Source organism: Pseudidiomarina sp. (genome assembly GCF_033722695.1).
GTDB lineage: Bacteria > Pseudomonadota > Gammaproteobacteria > Enterobacterales > Alteromonadaceae > Pseudidiomarina.
Map to the genome: position 1 here is coordinate 1 of NZ_JAWVYM010000008.1, position 17,551 is coordinate 17,551.

The 17,551-nt window shown below is 54.0% G+C and carries 18 protein-coding genes; 2 read left to right on the plus strand and 16 right to left on the minus strand.

Translation table 11 applies throughout. The annotated features are described in order from the left end of the window. Both yidC and mnmE read left to right on the plus strand, forming a co-directional pair. Positions 1–844: membrane protein insertase YidC (yidC, locus tag R3196_RS04685; RefSeq protein ID WP_318935497.1), on the plus strand; the 844-nt coding region annotated here is incomplete at its 5' end. Then, positions 841–2,217, plus strand: coding sequence for a tRNA uridine-5-carboxymethylaminomethyl(34) synthesis GTPase MnmE (gene mnmE, locus R3196_RS04690; protein WP_318935498.1), 1,377 nt, complete (start codon positions 841–843; stop codon positions 2,215–2,217). The genes yidC and mnmE, both read left to right, overlap by 4 nt. Before the next feature lie 27 nt (positions 2,218–2,244). On the opposite strand, the gene R3196_RS04695 is transcribed toward mnmE, so the two are convergent. The 16 genes from R3196_RS04695 to R3196_RS04770 all read right to left on the minus strand — a co-directional run bounded on the left by R3196_RS04695 (position 2,245) and on the right by R3196_RS04770 (position 17,432). Then, the gene (locus R3196_RS04695; protein WP_318935499.1) at positions 2,245–2,808 is read right to left on the minus strand and encodes an NAD(P)H-dependent oxidoreductase; all 564 of its coding nucleotides are present in this window, start codon (positions 2,806–2,808) and stop codon (positions 2,245–2,247) included. 115 nt (positions 2,809–2,923) lie between these two features. After that, entirely contained in the window at positions 2,924–3,634 is a 711-nt protein-coding gene (locus tag R3196_RS04700) for an RNA polymerase sigma factor FliA (protein WP_318935500.1), read from the minus strand. Between the two features lie 14 nt (positions 3,635–3,648). Then, the gene (locus R3196_RS04705; protein ID WP_318935501.1) at positions 3,649–4,122 is read right to left on the minus strand and encodes a hypothetical protein; all 474 of its coding nucleotides are present in this window, start codon (positions 4,120–4,122) and stop codon (positions 3,649–3,651) included. A gap of 10 nt (positions 4,123–4,132) precedes the next feature. After that, positions 4,133–6,250, minus strand: coding sequence for a flagellar biosynthesis protein FlhF (gene flhF / locus R3196_RS04710; protein ID WP_318935502.1), 2,118 nt, complete (start codon positions 6,248–6,250; stop codon positions 4,133–4,135). Then, positions 6,247–8,325, minus strand: a complete 2,079-nt coding sequence (gene flhA, locus R3196_RS04715) for a flagellar biosynthesis protein FlhA (RefSeq protein WP_413242899.1) — start codon at positions 8,323–8,325, stop codon at positions 6,247–6,249. Before flhA ends, flhF begins: the two co-directional genes overlap by 4 nt. Positions 8,326–8,327: 2 nt before the next feature. Further along, positions 8,328–9,470: a flagellar biosynthesis protein FlhB gene (gene flhB, locus R3196_RS04720; RefSeq protein WP_318935504.1), complete on the minus strand. Its 1,143-nt coding sequence runs from the start codon at positions 9,468–9,470 to the stop codon at positions 8,328–8,330. Positions 9,471–9,567: 97 nt separating this feature from the next. Next, positions 9,568–10,485: a flagellar motor protein MotB gene (gene motB, locus R3196_RS04725; RefSeq protein WP_318935505.1), complete on the minus strand. Its 918-nt coding sequence runs from the start codon at positions 10,483–10,485 to the stop codon at positions 9,568–9,570. Positions 10,486–10,487: 2 nt separating this feature from the next. Continuing rightward, entirely contained in the window at positions 10,488–11,351 is an 864-nt protein-coding gene (gene motA, locus R3196_RS04730) for a flagellar motor stator protein MotA (protein WP_318935506.1), read from the minus strand. Positions 11,352–11,413: 62 nt separating this feature from the next. Beyond that, complete coding sequence (gene flhC / locus R3196_RS04735; protein WP_318935507.1) at positions 11,414–11,953, minus strand: flagellar transcriptional regulator FlhC; 540 nt, start codon at positions 11,951–11,953, stop codon at positions 11,414–11,416. 10 nt (positions 11,954–11,963) lie between these two features. Continuing rightward, a complete protein-coding gene (locus R3196_RS04740) occupies positions 11,964–12,263 on the minus strand; it encodes a flagellar transcriptional regulator FlhD (protein WP_318935508.1) in 300 nt (99 codons plus the stop codon). Between the two features lie 157 nt (positions 12,264–12,420). After that, complete coding sequence (locus R3196_RS04745) at positions 12,421–12,696, minus strand: EscU/YscU/HrcU family type III secretion system export apparatus switch protein (protein ID WP_318935509.1); 276 nt, start codon at positions 12,694–12,696, stop codon at positions 12,421–12,423. Continuing rightward, positions 12,693–13,502 carry a hypothetical protein gene (locus R3196_RS04750; protein ID WP_318935510.1) on the minus strand — a complete coding sequence of 270 codons (810 nt, stop codon included), beginning with the start codon at positions 13,500–13,502 and terminating at the stop codon, positions 12,693–12,695. The genes R3196_RS04745 and R3196_RS04750 overlap by 4 nt, the downstream gene beginning before the upstream one ends. Further along, on the minus strand, positions 13,499–13,801 hold the full coding sequence (locus R3196_RS04755; RefSeq protein ID WP_318935511.1) for a flagellar protein FliT: 303 nt from the start codon (positions 13,799–13,801) through the stop codon (positions 13,499–13,501). The genes R3196_RS04750 and R3196_RS04755 overlap by 4 nt, the downstream gene beginning before the upstream one ends. 56 nt (positions 13,802–13,857) lie before the next feature. Then, entirely contained in the window at positions 13,858–14,256 is a 399-nt protein-coding gene (gene fliS / locus R3196_RS04760; RefSeq protein WP_318935512.1) for a flagellar export chaperone FliS, read from the minus strand. A 14-nt stretch (positions 14,257–14,270) separates the two neighbouring features. Beyond that, positions 14,271–15,623: a flagellar filament capping protein FliD gene (fliD, locus tag R3196_RS04765; RefSeq protein WP_318935513.1), complete on the minus strand. Its 1,353-nt coding sequence runs from the start codon at positions 15,621–15,623 to the stop codon at positions 14,271–14,273. A gap of 114 nt (positions 15,624–15,737) precedes the next feature. Next, positions 15,738–17,432 carry an HD domain-containing phosphohydrolase gene (locus R3196_RS04770; protein ID WP_318935514.1) on the minus strand — a complete coding sequence of 565 codons (1,695 nt, stop codon included), beginning with the start codon at positions 17,430–17,432 and terminating at the stop codon, positions 15,738–15,740. Positions 17,433–17,551 lie beyond the last annotated feature (119 nt).

The window sequence follows — 17,551 nt, forward strand, 5'->3', positions numbered from 1 at the left end:
CGTTGATGGTACTAAACAGCTCTATTCCCGTGTAATCGGCGGCGATCAGGCGATTATGGGCATGCAATATCCGGTGACCATGGTCGCACCCGGTGCCTCAGCCGAAATCCGCTCTACCCTGTTTATCGGTCCAAAAGATCAAGATGCGATGGCGGCCGTTGCCGAAGACCTTGATCTGACGGTCGATTACGGCTTCCTCTGGTGGCTGGCCCAGCCGATCTTTAAGCTGCTGCAAATTCTTCAAAGCGTGCTGGTGAACTGGGGTCTGGCGATTATCGCCGTCACCATAGTGATCAAGCTGCTGCTGTATCCGCTGACCAAAGCGCAATACGTATCCATGGCAAAGATGCGCATGATTCAGCCGAAGATGACTGCCCTACGCGAGCGCTACGGTGACGATCGCCAGAAGATGTCACAGGCGATGATGAAGCTCTACAAAGAAGAAAAAGTAAACCCGCTGGGCGGCTGTCTGCCGATGATCCTGCAGTTACCTATCTTCCTTGCTTTATATTGGGTTCTGCTGGAAAGCGTTGAACTACGCCATGCGCCGCTGTTCCTGTGGATTGAAGATTTGTCGGCTAAAGATCCGTACTACATACTGCCGTTGCTGATGGGTGCTTCGATGTTCCTGATGCAGCGTCTGCAGCCCACGCCGGCTACGGATCCTATGCAACAGAAACTACTGCAATATATGCCGGTTATCTTTACCGTGTTCTTCCTGTGGTTCCCGGCTGGTCTGGTACTGTACTGGTTAAGCAGCAACCTGATCACCATCGGACAAATGCAGTGGATTTACCGTGGCCTCGAGAAAAAAGGCATCATGGAGCGTAAAAAGAAGAAATGATCGATGATCTGCTGACTAACGACACTATCGTCGCCCAAGCCACGCCTCCAGGGCGCGGCGGGGTCGGTATTGTCCGGGTCAGCGGACCTGCCGCCAAACAGGTGGCTGAGCGCTTGCTCGGCCACTGTCCGCCACCCCGCAAAGCCGAATACCTGCCCTTCCGTGATCTGAACGGTGAATTACTTGATGAGGGCATTGCGCTGTTTTTTGCCGGCCCCAATTCATTTACCGGTGAAGACGTGCTTGAACTGCAGGGGCATGGCGGTCCCGTTCTGATTGATATGATCATCAAAGCGGTGCTGGACTTTCCCGATGTGCGTCCCGCGCGTCCCGGGGAATTCAGCGAGCGCGCCTTTCTCAACGATAAGCTTGATTTAACGCAGGCAGAGGCGATTGCTGATTTAATCGATACAACCTCAGAGCAAGCGGCAAAAGCAGCGCTACAGAGCTTACAGGGCGGTTTCTCGCATGAAATCGACCAACTTGTCGACGCCGTTATTCATTTACGCATGTATGTGGAAGCAGCCATTGATTTTCCAGACGAAGAAATCGACTTTCTGAGTGACGGTAAGGTTGCCGGCGACCTTGAAGCCATCATCGATCGCCTTTATGAAGTGCTGGTGCAAGCCCGGCAAGGCACCTTGCTTCGCGAAGGCATGAAAGTCGTTATCGCCGGTCGCCCCAATGCTGGTAAATCAAGCCTGTTAAACGCCCTGGCCGGACGCGAGTCGGCAATCGTTACCGCTATCGCCGGCACGACCCGTGATGTACTGCGTGAGCATATTCAGATTGACGGGATGCCACTGCATATCATTGACACCGCTGGTTTGCGGGATAGTCCTGATGAAGTCGAACAGATTGGCATCCAGCGCGCCTGGGATGAGATCTTCGCTGCCGATCGCGTGCTCTTTATGGTTGATGCCACTGAAACGGATGCCATCCACCCCGCTGATATCTGGCCGGAGTTTTTTGCGCAACTGCCGGAAGACCTGCCTTATACTGTTATCCGTAATAAAGTCGATCTCAATTCAGAGTCCGTGGCGCTGGAAGATCATGGCGGCATTCCGGTATTGCACCTGTCCGCCAAAACTGGCCATGGCGTGGATTTGCTGCGCGAACACCTGAAACATTGCGTGGGCTACCAGGCCACCAGCGAGGGTAGCTTTATGGCTCGCCGCCGCCATCTGGATGCGCTGGAAAAAGCCCGTCAGCATCTGCTGTCAGGGCAGGAACACCTTGAATCCAGTCTGGCCGGCGAACTTCTCGCTGAAGAATTGCGCCTGACTCAGCAGCACCTCAATGAAATCACCGGCGAATTCACCTCTGATGACCTGCTGAGCAAGATTTTCGGCTCTTTCTGTATCGGCAAGTAATTTAATTCCGCGCACTTGCCGCCACAGTTAACGCATCACCTTCAAAGCGTCGGCCCATTTAGCCATTTCTTCAAGCATCGCTTTAGCTGACTGCTTATGAACTTCAGCGCCAGCAAAATGTTGCGCATCATCGAGCAGCTCCCAAGGCATCTGCACCATGACACCCTCTACCATCGGCATCATCTTCAGGGTGGTGACTAGCTGCTTGGCGCTCTGGGCTGAGCGCAGCCCGCCGGATACTCCACCATAACTGACGAAGCCACAAGGCTTGTAATTCCATTCGTTGTACAGATAGTTGAGTGCATTCACCAACGCTGGCGGCGGTCCAAAATTATACTCAGGGGTGACGAACACATACGCATCAGCTTTAGCCACAGTGGCTGCCCAGGTTTTGGTATGATCATGCTGATATTGCTGCATGCGGGGATGATTGGGCTCATCATATACAGGGAGGTTAAAGTCTGCCAAATCAACCAGCTCAGTTTCAAAATAACCCAGTTCGGAGGCAACGTCATGAAACCAGCGTGCGATTTTTGGACCAACCCGTCCCGGCCGGGTACTGCAAATTATAATCTGAAGTTTAAGCGACATGAGGTTTATCCTGCTGCTATCTGAGTTAATGTGGATACAGCTTAACTATCGACTCAGCAGAAAGATAACGGATATTTTAGACACTTTTACTCGATTAAATTGAACAAAGGCGGGGCTAACCGGCTTGTTTTGGGGAGACCAGCCGGGAACGAATACGCTTGATCGCCTGCGAATGCAGCTGTGAAACCCGTGATTCCGTGACATCAAGTACCGCGCCGATCTCTTTCAGGTTTAGCTCTTCCTGGTAGTACAGCGTCATCACGAGTTTCTCGCGCTCCGGTAAGCCGTCAATAGCAGTCATCAGCTGTTGTTTGAGTTGTGCCGAGCCAACCAGCTGGTCAGGATCATCGCTGTCGGCATAGGTTTCAGCGTTGGGTTGGGCCAATACGACTTCGTCGTAGGACAAGACCAGACCATTGTTGGTATCCTGCAGTAACTGCTGGTACTCATCAAGGGTCATATCCAGTTCCGTCGCGATTTCACGTTCTTCCGGACTGCGCCCGAGCTGCTGTTCGAGGCGACGCATAGCCAGCTCTAGCTCCCGCCCGCTGCGGCGAACGCTCCGAGGGATCCAGTCACGACTGCGTAATTCATCGATCATGGCGCCGCGCACGCGTTGATGAGCAAAGGTTGAAAAAGCGACACCGGCCTCCGGGTCAAACCGGTCGATCGACGACAGCAGGCCTTCAAGCCCCGCCTGAATCAGGTCGTCCATATCAACGCCCGCCGGCAGGCGCACGCGCAGGCTGAGCGCCTGCCGGCGCACCATCGGATAATACTGTTCAACCAGACTGTTACGGTTTATGGTGCCTTGTGCTGTATACATAATTCCTCAGCTCTTCAGCCTTTAAATAACAACAACTCAATGCCCAGATAGCTGCGGGCAACCTGCTGCAGGTTACTCAGTAACCCTTGCCGCGAGGCAATCGGCGGGTGCAGCGCAATGACGCGGCGCGGACCAGCGGTGCCAATCGCCTTCAGGGCCTGGTACGCACGGTAAAAACCATTAATATCATCAGCAATCCAAACGGCCCAGCGCTGATGCCTTTGCGCCAAATCAGCCAAATTATCGTGGTCGGGCGAGGCAGGAATCATTTGCCAGGAAGCCGGATCCCCGACCCATTTCTTGCCCCCTTCAGCCCAACGCTTAAACACCTGGCTGGCAAGCTCGGTCTGCGGCTGCTCGCTGCCCGGGAGGCCTAGCACCACCACGCACTTGCCTGCTAAGACACGCGGCTTATCATGCTCAGTACTGTCGCTACCGTCAGTGCGCTTAGCGGCCCACTGACGCAAGCCGGCGGCTTGGTCACTCATAACACATCACTTAACTTGCTAGCTCCCGTCCGGCGGCCTGTAACGACTCATAACCCTGCAACGCATGCAGTATACCGCTGACCAGTTTATCGCCCTGAACGCGTCCGCGCTTACCGGTAAGGCTCAGCAGTTCACCGCGAACGCTGGCACACTCAGGTGCCTGAGCATATTCGATATGCACTGCCGCGGCGGCAATAGCGCCGGCCAGCCATAACTGTAGTGCCTGGCGCTGTGCCTGCTCATCCTGCGGAGCAATGAGCTTATCCAGCTGTTGCCAGGCCAACCGCGTCAGGCGACCATATTCTTCCAGCTGTAATGCGTACCGGATGCGCTCACCCAATTGCTCTGCCGAACACTGCCCGTCTACTAACCAGTAGCGGCGCTGCACCGGGTTCTTATTGGTGCCACCATGTAATTCACCATACACCAACTGGAGCGGGTGCTTGCTCTGCAACGAATCAACCGCGGCAACCTTAACCACAAGTTCGCGGCGCTCGCCACGATACTCGATTCGAGCGCGCGATAACGGCACCGCCTGCTCCTTTACTATGGCAACCACCGGCAGCCGCTTACCCTCTACCAGCAAACGGTGATTGAGGTTAAGGGTCGCGAGCCAACCGGTGCCTTCCTGATCAAAGACATCGAGTAACGCAGCCTCGGGTAAATAATCGAATAGCTGTGCCGGCGCACTATCCGCCCCAATTGTGAGATTTACTTCTGCACTTTGTAAATACGGCGGCAGTACTGGCAGACCTGACTGACTTAATTGCAGGTGCGGCGTAAGCTGCTGCCAGCCTTGCAGTGCCTGGGGTGCGGCCCAGCGAATGAGCGCGCAGCCCTGGTGCGGATCTGATTCCGGCTGCGGTAATTGCTGGTGCCGCCATACACTCTCCACAAGCCCGAATCCGGGTACTTGCTTACGCAGTGTTTCGACCACTGAACGAATGACCCGGCTATGGCTGAACAGTTGGCCGGATGAAAAATTCTGTGGTAGCTGCTGTTCCCAGTCATCGCCGCTGTAAACAGATTCTGTTTCCGCGACAGCTAGCGACTCACTAACCATGGTACGCAAATCCGCGGCAACCAGATCTTCGGGAACGCGCTGTCCACCGGAGCAAGCCTGCACGGCAAATTTATACCGAATCACGGTATCCAGTACGCCGCCCAGTTGTGCCGCTTCATCCAGCTTGGTCAGAATAACGTCATTGATACGCAACGCGCTTTCGCTGGCGATACCTTGGTAAATCCGGGCTACTTCATCCAGGTTTTGCTGCTGTGAAGCACTGTTCAGCAGCAGCATGATACGGGTACTGTCATCGCGCTTGTTGCTGCGCAGCGCCGCCAGTCGTCGCGCCAGATTCTGATCGCGCTGGCTCATTCCTACCGTATCAACCAGCACCAGACGTTTGCCCTTGATCTTGTCGGCCACGGCCGCCAGCGAGTCGCCATCGGCAAGCGCGTGCATCTGCACATCAAGCAGTTCGGCATATATCGCCAGCTGTTGCTGAGCGCCGATACGGTAACTATCAGTAGTAACCAGTAACAGGTTGTCGTTACCGTGCTTCATCACATAATTTGCGGCCAGCTTAGCGGTAGTAGTGGTTTTGCCCACGCCCGTTGGCCCCACCAGCGCCAGTACCCCCTGCTGATTGAGAATGTCCAGCTCAGCGTCAGGTGCCGCGATGCGCGTAATGAGCTGCTGTTGCAACCAGTCCAGCGCGGCGGCAAATTGCGTTTCCGATTGATTCAGGTGGCCCGGTAACAAGGCCACTAGCTGGCGGGCAAGTTCATCGCTGTAACCACCGGCACGCAGCTTCCGATAAAGGCGCCGGCGATTATCAATTGGCATCTTAGTGCCGGTTTGCTCGTGCATCATCGAGCGCATATCCTGCACTTCTGCCAGCAACTGCTGGGCCAGCGCGGCAAATTCAGGGGCGTTACCATTAGCCTGAGCTCTGGCAGGTGTATCAGTGCCCACCGCGTCCAGCTCGGCTTCGGCGATCGCAAATACTTCCGCCCCCTGAGCTGTTTTACGCGACGAAACAATAACCGCGTCCTCGCCCAGACTATCACGCACCTGGCGCATCGCCTCACGCTGGGTAGTGCCGGTGAAACGGCGAACGCTCATGCTGATTCTCCAATCACGCTAACCACCTTGATTGATCGATCATCGGGAATTTCGGCCTGAGATAATACCACTAAATCACTGAGTTGGCGGCGCAAGAAATGAGCTAACAGCGGCCGCAACTGATGGGGCACCACCATCACTGGTGGCATACCAAGGGTCTCCGCGCGCTGCAACGCCTGTTGCGTTTGCTCTTGCAGGGTCTGCGCCAGACCCGGCTCGATTGAGCCGTTCTGCTGTAGCGCCTGGCTCAGCATGGATTCCAGTTGCATGTCGAGACCAATCACCTGCAGCTCACGCGCACTGCCAAACCATTTCTGCGTGATAATCCGGCCCAACGCCAGACGCACGCGGGCCGTCAGGTCATGCACATCAGTCTGTTGCCCCTCAGATTCTGCCAGCGTATCAAAAATAGTGCGTAAATCGCGAATCGATACATCTTCGGCCAACAGGTTCTGCAGCACCCGCTGCAATGTCGTAAGGGTGACGCATTTGGGCACCACATCCTCAACCAGGGTTTTATTATCTTCGGCCAGGCGATCCACCAGCTGCTGTACTTCGCCACGACCCAGCAGATCGGAAGAATAGCGCTGCAACAGATGATTCAGGTGAGTGGCCACCACGGTACTGGCATCCACTACGGTATAGCCGTAAATCTGCGCATGCTCACGCTGATCCGACTGAATCCACAGGGCTGGTAAGCCAAATGCAGGGTCGGTTGTTTCGATGCCTTCGACGGTGCCGGTGAGCTGCCCTGGATTAATCGCCAGCCAGCGATCAGGATGTATCTCGGCGCGACCCACTTCACCGCCCTTCAGGGTTATCGAATAGGCGTTAGGGGGTAATTCCAGGTTGTCGCGAATATGCACCACCGGGGGCAGAAAGCCCACTTCCTGGGCGAACTTTTTACGGACGCTTTTGATGCGGCCCAGTAATTCACCCTGCTGCTGATCGTCAACCAGCGAGATAAGCCGGTGCCCCACTTCCATACCCAGGGTGTCGACCAGTTGCACGTCGTGCCAGCTGGCTTCAGGCGAACTGAAACTCGGTGCGGCGGCCGCAGGCTCGGAAGCGCCGGCCAGCGCGACTTCGCGTTGCTGGCGCTGGTGCATAACCCAGGCAAGCGACCCCAGCATGACAGTGAACAGCAGAAAGACAAAGTTCGGCATGCCAGGCACCAGGCCCAACATGCCGATAACGCCAGCCGCCAGCATCAGCACTTTGGGGCTCACAAACAGCTGCTTGATCAGCTGCTGACCAACATCCTGCTCAGTGTTCACCCGCGACACCGTAACACCGGCCGCTGTGGAGATAATTAGGGCCGGGATCTGTGCGACCAGGCCATCACCGATGGCGAGCAAGATGTAGGTATGTGCGGCCGAACCAAAACTTAGTCCGTGTTGCATCGTACCTATCATCAAACCGCCGATGATGTTCACCACCATAATGATCAAACCTGCGACCGCATCACCCCGTACGAATTTACTGGCACCATCCATCGAGCCATAAAATTCAGCTTCCTGTGCAACTTCCGTCCGGCGCCGGCGAGCTTCTTCTTCGCCAATCAGGCCGGCGTTGAGATCCGCGTCAATGGCCATCTGCTTACCCGGCATAGCATCAAGGGTAAAGCGCGCACCGACTTCGGCGATCCGCCCGGCACCCTTGGTGATGACCATAAAGTTGATAATGACCAGGATCAGGAACACCACGATACCAACGGCAAAATTACCCCCGACCAGGAACTGACCGAAGGCTTCGATCACTTTACCAGCCGCGTCGCCGCCCTCATGCCCTTCCATTAGCACAACCCGCGTTGAAGCGACGTTCAGCGACAGACGCAACAAGGTGGTAAACAGCAATACCGCAGGGAAAGCCGCAAATTCGAGGGGTTTTTCGGTGAACATGGCCACCAGCAAGACCATTAACGATAAGGCGATGTTGAAGGTAAACAGAAAATCCAGCATAAACGGCGGTAACGGCAGCACCATCATCGCCAAAATCATCAGGATCAGTACCGGCCCGACTAATACCTGCATCCGGGCACTGGTAATACCCCCTGCGACCATTCGCCAATCCATATTCATCGGGCAGGCACCTCGTAATCGTCCGGCACGCTAATCTGCGCCGGCTTGGGTGGCACTTCCGTCAGGCCCTGCTGGGAGCGCTTTAACTGAAACGCCCAGGCTAGCACTTCGGCAACCGCGCTATACAGCGGCCCCGGGATTTCCCGACCTAATTCAACGTAGGTGTAGAGCGCGCGTGCCAGCGGCGGCGCTTCCAGCCGCGGTATCTTATGGGTATCTCCGATTTCCCGAATCTTCGCCGCGACCTGTTCAACACCCTTGGCAACAACCCGGGGCGCTCCGTTTCCTTGCTCATCATATTTAAGCGCGACGGCGTAACGGCTCGGGTTGGTTACAATGACATCGGCGGTGGGCACATCGCTCATCATGCGACGGCGCGCCATTTCCTGCTGCTGCTGCCGGATCTTACCCTTAATGTAGGGGTCACCCTCGGTTTCCTTGTTCTCGCGCTTAATTTCCTCTTTGCTCATACGTAGTTTTTTCGTATGGGTAAATAGCTGATAGGGAACGTCAAACAGCACGACCACAATCAGGGTCAGCACCATCCACAGGCAGGCCTCGGCTGCCAGCGCGACGGCCTCGCCCAGAGCCTGCTTAACCGGCATGTGCATAAGCGCCATGAAGGTTGTCTTCTGCTGCCAGAGAAACAACACCAGTACCCCTCCAACCAGCACTGATTTAGCAATTGCTTTGCCAAGTTCGGCTAATGCCTGGGCGGAAAATACCCGCTTTAGCCCTTTGACCGGATTAAGCTTACTCAGTTTTGGTTGCATTGATTTCGCTGAAGCTACCCAGCCGCCCAGCAAGGCAGGCGCAACCAGGGCGAGCACGACCATAACGGTAAACAGGGGTAACAGCGAAAATAATGCGTGGCTGGCCAGCTCCAGAATATTCTGCAGCATCGGCCCGGACTCGAAGATTTGGGTGCGTTCAAACAGGAAGGCCTGCTCCATCACCCCACCAATCTCCTGGTAGAGGGAAGAGCTCATGCCCCATAACACAATAATGCCACCAAACAGCAGCACGAAGGTGGTCAGCTCACGGGATCGCGCCACCTCACCCTCTTCCCGGGACTTTTGTAATCGTCGGGCCGTGGGTTCTTCAGTTTTCTCCTGATCGCTGCTTTGGTCTTCTGCCATCTGGGTTCCGGGTTAAAAGCGACACTACTGGACTGTGCTGCTTAGTATGCCGAAACACAAATGGTGTTGAAGGGGAGAAAAGGCGGGTTTGTACCCGCTATTTCAGTGGTTGCTGATCGGTAAAATTGCCTTCCTGTTCAAGCTGAGAGCGGATCAGTGCTTCGTATTCAGCCTGATCTTGCGGGAAATAGCCCTGGCGTTTAATGAATTCAGCTGATTCCCGCGTATGGAGAACCAATGTAATGCGGCGGTTCATCGGGTCATCTGACTCAACACCTTCCATGGGAATGCGATCGGCGACCCCAGTGACCAACAACAGCTTGCTCGAATCAAGACCCGCGTCCAGCATAACTTTACGCGAAGCGTTGGCGCGGTCAGCGGATAGTTCCCAATTGCTGTAGCCGCGCTCGCCGCCGGCATAGGGCAAGCTATCGGTATGCCCACTTAAAGTAATCTCGTTAGGCACTTCATTGATAATCGGTGTCAGGGTGCGCAACAGGCGATCCATGTACGACGCGACTTTGTCACTGCCTAGCTCAAACATTGGCCGCTGCTCTGAATCAACCACCTGGATGCGCAGCCCTTCGCGGGTAATATCAAAACGCAATTGCTCCGCCAGTTCGCGTAGAATGGGGTCGTCCTCAACTGCCCGCTTAATACGTTCCTGTATACCCTGAAAGTGACGGCGTACATCTGATGGTCGCGTCTGCCGCCGCAGATCAATGCGCATCTGCTCACCTTTCGCGTGAGAGGGATCGTCACCACCGCCTTTAATCGCGCTGGTACTCGCCGATGATTTATCACCACTAGTTAGTGCAACCATCAGCGGTGTGCTGAAGTAATCAGCGACTTGTTGTTTACTCTCTTCACTGGAAATCGACAGAATCCACATCACCAGAAATAACGCCATGAGCGCCGTCATAAAATCAGCGAGAGCAATCTTCCAGCTACCACCATGATGCTTCTTGATGATTTTTTTGCGACGGATAATTATCGGGCGTTTATCATCGGACATAATTACGCTTCCGCTTTAGCGCCGCGAACATAGTCTTCCAGTTCGTTAAAGGTTGGCCGCTCTGCCGTATGCAGGGCCTTGCGACCAAATTCGACCGCCAGTTGCGGGGCATAGCCGTGCATGCTTGCCAGCAATGTCACGCGAATACACTGCATGGTCTTCGCCATTACGGCGATTTGCCTTTCTATGCGGCTGGCAACCGGATTAATAAAACCGTAGCCCATCAGGATACCGAGGAAGGTCCCGACCAGAGCGTGGGCAATCATTACGCCCATCGCCGAGGGGTCAGCACTGGCTGAACTCAACGCCCGTACCACCCCTAATACCGCCGCGACAATGCCGAAAGCTGGCATAGCATCACCGACTTTAGTCAGTGCATCTGCGGGAATTTCCGCTTCGGCTTCAAAGGTTTCAATTTCGTGGAGCATGAGCTCGTCGAGCTCCTGAGGGTTCATGTTGCCACTGATCATAAGCCGCAGATAATCAACGATAAAGTTGAGCATCAGCTCATCATTGAGTACCTGAGGATGTTCATTAAAAATACTGCTTTCGGCCGGTGCTTCTATATCCCGCTCCACCGCCAGCATGCCGTCGCGGCGCATTTTATTCAGTAGTTTGTAGATTACGGCGAGCAACTCGAGGTAGGTATCGTTGTCATATTTTGATGACGCCTTAAATTTCTTCAGCGACTTCATGGTCGCTTTTATCGCTTTACCGTTGTTTGCCGCGACAAAGGCCCCCAGGCCAGCGCCACCAATGATCAAAAATTCCAGCGGCTGAAACAGCGGACCCAGGCTTCCGCCGGCCAGCGCAAAACCACCGAATACGGAAAATAGTACGATTAAAAAGCCGAGCGGAATGAGCACAAGAACATCCTTTATCTATTGGAGTTATTCTATAGCTGGTTATCGGCAGGGGGAGCGGCAACTTAAGCGGTTTTGCCGATGTTTTTACGGGTGGTCTTTAATGGTTTGCCGGCCCGCGACGGCGGCTGGCATACACCGCAAACATAATCAGCATCGGGCGTATGGGCATGGTTCACAAACTCTAGCTTGCATGAATTGCAGGCGGACAACTGGAACATATTGCTTTCAAAAAATCTGACCAGCGTCCAGGCTCTGGTCAGCGCCAGTACCTCTTCATCACCCTTTAGCTGAATATGCTCCTGGTATAACCGGTAGGCTTTAATAAAAGCCTGCATCCGCTCCATCTTCTGCCCTTCGCGCAGGCGAACGTAGATGGTATAAAAAAACGATGAGTGGACATTTGGCATCCAGGTAAGAAACCAGTCCGTGGAAAACGGCAGCATGCCTTTTGGCGGCGACTTACCCGAAACCTCTTTATATAACCGGACTAAGCGCCCCCGGTTCAACTCGACTTCTGACTCCAGCACCTGCAGCCGTGCCCCGAGCTCGATAAGCTCGATAGCTAACTGGACCTGGTTAAGTTCGTCGAGAAGTTTTTTCACTGGCTTTGTTTCACGCAGAGGCTAACAACATGGCAAGGTGCGTTTCCTGCAAGCCGGTGTCGCGCTTATTACTTAAAATTGCCCGAAGCTGGTCTACCGGGCCAAGGCTTGGCCGCAGCAGGCTATGAGGTTGCCTGGCCAACAGGGACAGATCTTTAATCGACATGTCGGCGATCAAATCGGCTAAGTCATCATCAATTTTCAGGCGAAACACGGCGGTTTCGCGATCTTCCAGCAACAGCTTTTGAACCAGCAGTAAATAACTCAGGTTTAGATCCTGCAATTCGGCAATATTTCGACTTTGCTGCATAAGTGATGTGGTTCCGGAAGTATTAAAAAAACCAATGATTCAGTACGGAACTTTTAACAAATTTTTACACAAAGGGTCAAGCAGAAAAGTATTTTTTAAATCGAATGTTTTATATACAGCAGTGTTTATAAAATGTTCATCTTGAGTGCTCGCATGCCTATTCTCGGGCGGTCCCATCTAGCCCGCCAGCCCATAATAACAACTCTGCAACAATCTCCCAAAGCATTTGCGGTACGTATTCGTCAAGGTCTAATTGCGATAAAAGATCGACAAGTTCAGGTGAATGGTGGACAAAGATGCCATGCTCGGCCGCTTTCGCCAGAATTCGCTCGGCGAGCTCGCCCTGACCGGTGGCAATCACCTTCGGGGCCGGTTCAAATTCCTGATAACGCAGCGCAACAGCGCGTTTGGGGGGCTTAAATGCATCGCTCATTCATTCATCTCCACCGGAATTGCCGTGACCGGTATATCGGCGATCACAACACCCACCTGGCCTCGCAACCGCATAGCAAGCTCATCAACTTGCTCTCTAACATGAGTCAGATGCTCCGGCTGGCACTGCAAGCGCAGCTCGAGGTTAGCCGACCTGATTTTTAACTGGGCCCGCAGCTCGCCAAGGGTAGGTAGTTGAAGCTTAAACTCACTTTGCCAGGCGGGCGCCTCCTGCTCATCCGGCCCCTGTTGTTCGCGCCAGCGTTTAATCAGCGGATTGCGTTCGGGTTGCACCAACATCTGCAAAATAACCTGTGGCCAGATCTCGGTTTCTAAGCGCAACGTGCCCGACTGCATCAGTTCAAGCTGCTGCCCGAGAATGGGTTGGTTTTGTTGGGCTGTTTGCCGGGCCTGGGGATGCCGCAGCAGGTTAGTTAGGGGCAGTTTATCGGCGGCCCAGCGGCTCAGGGCGTTTTCGTAAAAGAGTCCGGATTCCCGTACCGCCTGGCTCAGGCGCCCAGCCAATTTAGCGGCATCAAGCTCTGCGGCGGCGGGAAATAACGGCTGACCACCCTGCACATGAGCGGCCCCCTTAGGTAAGTTTGAAGCAGGAATTTGCTGTTGTAAGCTCTGAATAATTGCGATCAGGCGAGCCACTTGCTGGCCGGCCTGGCTAAACTCGGTAGTGGTCGCAGTGGGTAAAATTTGTTGTACCGGCAGGGTATGTCTGGGTAACGGCTCTGCCGAGCTACGCTGTTTCATCACCTGATGAACCAGCGTATCCAGTAACGGCGTTATGCTGCTCAATTGCGATAGCTATGCTCAAGCTTTTGCTTCTTCTGCGCGCTGAGCAAGGTCTGCTCCAACAAGGTACGGCGCGCGATGAGCCGCTCGCGAATTTCGCGGTCCTGATCCATGATGGTGCTTAATAATTGTAGTTTCTGTAGCTGCTGCTCTTCATCCAGCGCTACACCCGATTCGCCATGACTAATACGCTCAACCTCACGGACGTAATCAACTTCCGCTTGGATCAGGGTATCCCAGTCCTCATTGCGCACACTGGCCAGCATCCGGTTCGAATAATCCAGTAGCGTCTGATAGGACATAATTACCTCCATTGGGGACATAACATATTGTTGTTTCAGAGTTTGCGCCGCCACGCTTAAATCCCTTCGGCCTCGGGCTGAATTTCTTTCCAGGCCGATCCGATCTGGCCGAGTAAATCACCGGCTTCTTTAAGTAAAGCGTCGTCATTGCGCAAATTGGCTTTCAACAACAGACCAGCTACGTAGGCATATAGTGCGTCTAATTGTTCCGCCAGTTCACCGCCCTGTTTCTTATCTAACGCTGCTGCCAGGCCCTGATTCACGATATCCAGTGCTTTGCTGATGGCTTTTGCTTTTTGTTCTATGCGGCCTTCCGACATATGTAAGCGCGCTGCGCTGATTTGCCGTAAAGCGCCGTCGAACAGCATATTTATGAGTTTATGCGGGCTAGCGGAAAGCACATGACTCTCTACGCCGACCCGCCCATATGCTGCAGCACCTTTCATTCCATACATCGTCTTATCTCCTGTTATTTCCGACCCAGCTGCGCATCAAGGGCCGCAAACTGCTGAGTCAGATAAGAACTGGTTGAGTTCATACTCGCGATCAGGCTGTCGAGCTGAGCGAACTGCGTCCGGTATCGATCAATAGTTCCCGCGATACGCTCTTCTTCGCGAATGTAACGATCATCTAACCGGGAGAGCATACTTTTGAAACCATCGGTTCCGGTGGTAATAGGCCCGCTGTCGCCCAGCAGTTGTTCCACGGCGGTAAGTGTTTTTGCCGCAAAGCCTTCGACGGTAGCAGTTCCTGAAAAGAAGTCCTGAACGTCACCCAACTGCTCGCTGGTTAATTTACTCAGCTTATCGCTGTCCACGGCAAGTTTGCCGTCCAGCGCTTTGGTAATGCCCAGTTCAGACAGGTTATTCAGGAGAGTCTCGGGAACGCTGTCACTGAGCGCGGTTCGCAATTTACCCTGTATCGAGCGCAAGCCGCTATCTCCGAGCAATTGACCTGCGGCGCCGGTTTCAGCGTTAAAACTGCTGAGCTCGCCCATGGTCTTTTCAATATTATTGTAGGCTTCAACAAATTCGTTAATCGCCCCGGTTATGGCTTCCTGATCCCGGCTAACGGTTACGGTGGCATCGCCTACTTTAGTAAGGCTGAGGGTTACACTTTCGATGGCACCGGCGACCTGGTTGGTCTGGCTGGTGACGGTAATACCGTTCACCGACATTGTGGCATTGCGCGCGGTGACTTCGGTCGCGGCATCGGTAGTCAGGTTGGTGGCCAGAGCTCCGCTGTAAGTAAGCGAACTAATCGCTTTGTCTGTGCCAGTTGCTATCGAACTGAAAACCAGCCGGTTGGGAGTGCCTGAACCATCATTGACAATCGACGCCTGAATATCGGTTTGCTGACTGTTGATCGCATTTTTAATCGACTCTAACGAACTGGACCCATCGGCAATAGTGATGCTGTGGGTTGTGCCATCACCAAGCACAAAGTCTACAGAGCCTGCGCCAAGCTGCGCCGTTTTATCAGCAATGCCGTTGGTGGCAATGCTGTAACCGCGCGCCAGCTGGCTCACGCTTACTGAATAAGAGCCTTTTGCTGCGGCATTAGAAGCCGCTGCCTGCACCGCGTCACCGCTGACACTGCTGGTAGTCGCGCCGAAAGTTTCTGCTTCGCCAAGCTTCTTCACCGCATCCTGAAACTGCGACAGCGCACCTTCCAGCTTCCCATAAGCCGAAATTTTCGCTTCGAAGCTACGTTTCTGGAGTGTAATAGGTTGCAGGCGCTGGCGTTCAGCAGATTCAAGCTGCCTGAGTAAACCGTTTAAATCCAGTCCGGAGCCAACCCCGAGTGCGGCAATCGCTGCCATAGTTTCCTTCCTTTTTTACGTCGGTTCAGTTTGCCTGAACGCAGGTAAATCAAAACCGATAATAGCCGGTTAAACACCGCTTATTTTCATCTATCGGCCAAACCCGGAACAACTTTAGTGCTCCGGCACAACAATATCTTTTATTTTTCCCAGCTCACGCAAAGCTGAGCCTTCCAGCGGTTCGCCAAGCTTCGAGTCAGGCGCTAACCGATGCGGCGATACCCGCACCCGCGCAATTTTTTTGTCCCGGTCCAAGCCGACCACCCAGGCAAACTGGCCACTATCAAAACGCAGCAGGCTACCAATAGGCACCGGCCCGAAGTGACGGATATAACGATCAATCCATACCTCATCAAACTGCTCGCTGCGCGCCTGAATAAATTTATGCGCAGCGATGGCAGTCATAGCCGGGCGATCTGGCCGGGCGCGCTGCAAGGCATCAAGCACATCAACCACGGCCGCAGCTCGTGCCAGTTGCCCCAGCCCGTTATCGCGCGCGCCATCCGGATAGCCGCTGCCATCCAGGCGTTCATTAATTTGCCCGATCACATTAGTCCGCACCACGGGTGACAACCATTTACAGTTATCGAGGGTGCCGAGAATATTCGGAACATGAGCTTGCATCTCTTTGTAGACTTCGGTACTTAACGTCACTGCTCGCCATATTTCAGGAGCCGTCATACCCTTACCCAAATCGTGCACCATAGCTGCCGCTGTTACTGCCTTACGCACTTCCCGGGGAATTTTAACCGTACTCAGGATATCTGCCAGCCGCACCGCAACAGATAACCCGTGACGAATCCAGCGCGACTCCCGGTGAATACAATGAACAGCAAATAATGTTTCTTCGCGTGAATCATCGAGCATGTCAAGCAGGCGATCCGCATGCAGCGACAACTGATGCGAGTTTACCGGTTGGCCCTGCTTTAATATCACCATCTGGCTGTCAAGATAACCCGCTATGCGCGCCAGCCTGCGAGCCATTGGAGTCGCATACTGATGACCGTGACGTCGGCCCAGGCGCTGGTCATTTTCATCTTTTACCTGAAATAATTCGGACGGCGACTTATTGCCGCCTTCGCCAGCGCTGCGGCTAGCCTCACGCTCTATCTCGCGGACAAAATTCCATAATTCTTTCTCTTTCGCCGGGCCAATCTCCGGAAACTCAAAACCAACCGCAAGCACCTGGCGGTCGTTATCCGTTTTTAAATGGCGGACTTTCGCTGCAACCGCAAACCTGACGCCATTGGGGAAAAATAGCTGAATTTCCGTATCCAGATCCGGCAACACGCGGGACACACCATCCTGCATAAAGAACTCCGCCAGACAGCCGGTGGCGGACAAGTCTTTTAAATCACCCTGCAGCTCAATCTTATCCTGTGTCTCTTCATCGTCACTGTGCAGAAGCACTCCGACGTCCATTCCCAGACGCAGAGAAGCCCGGAAACTCGCCCGCCGCTGTTTAACATGAATCTCCAATGGCCAGTCTGCATAGGCAAGCAAGCGCCCGTCGGCGTTGATTAGCTCGCGCATGGTCATGGGGTTGGATTTGACCAGACCACCAGGCGTATAACCATGCAAAGTAAATGTAACGCCGCGCCTTAACTGCGGCGCAAGATCACGAATGGCGCTCAGATCAAACAGCAGATAATCGCGCTCTTCCTGCTCCAGCAAAACCACAGGGTGTTCCTTACCACCCCCGTTGGCAACCTGTAGCGAGGCCACACCCGGCTGACTCAGCGCCTCATAATAAGTCGCTAACTCTATCGGGTTGTTAACCGGACTGAATTCGATTTCGGGTTCACTCACTCTTATTTCCCTCGTGGCGAGCTTTTATTATCGCGCAATGTCCTTATCGGCTGACGTTTATGCTTCTTTAATGTTTGCCGGCATGTATATAGGCATGCGTAGCAAAATACCTGCTATCA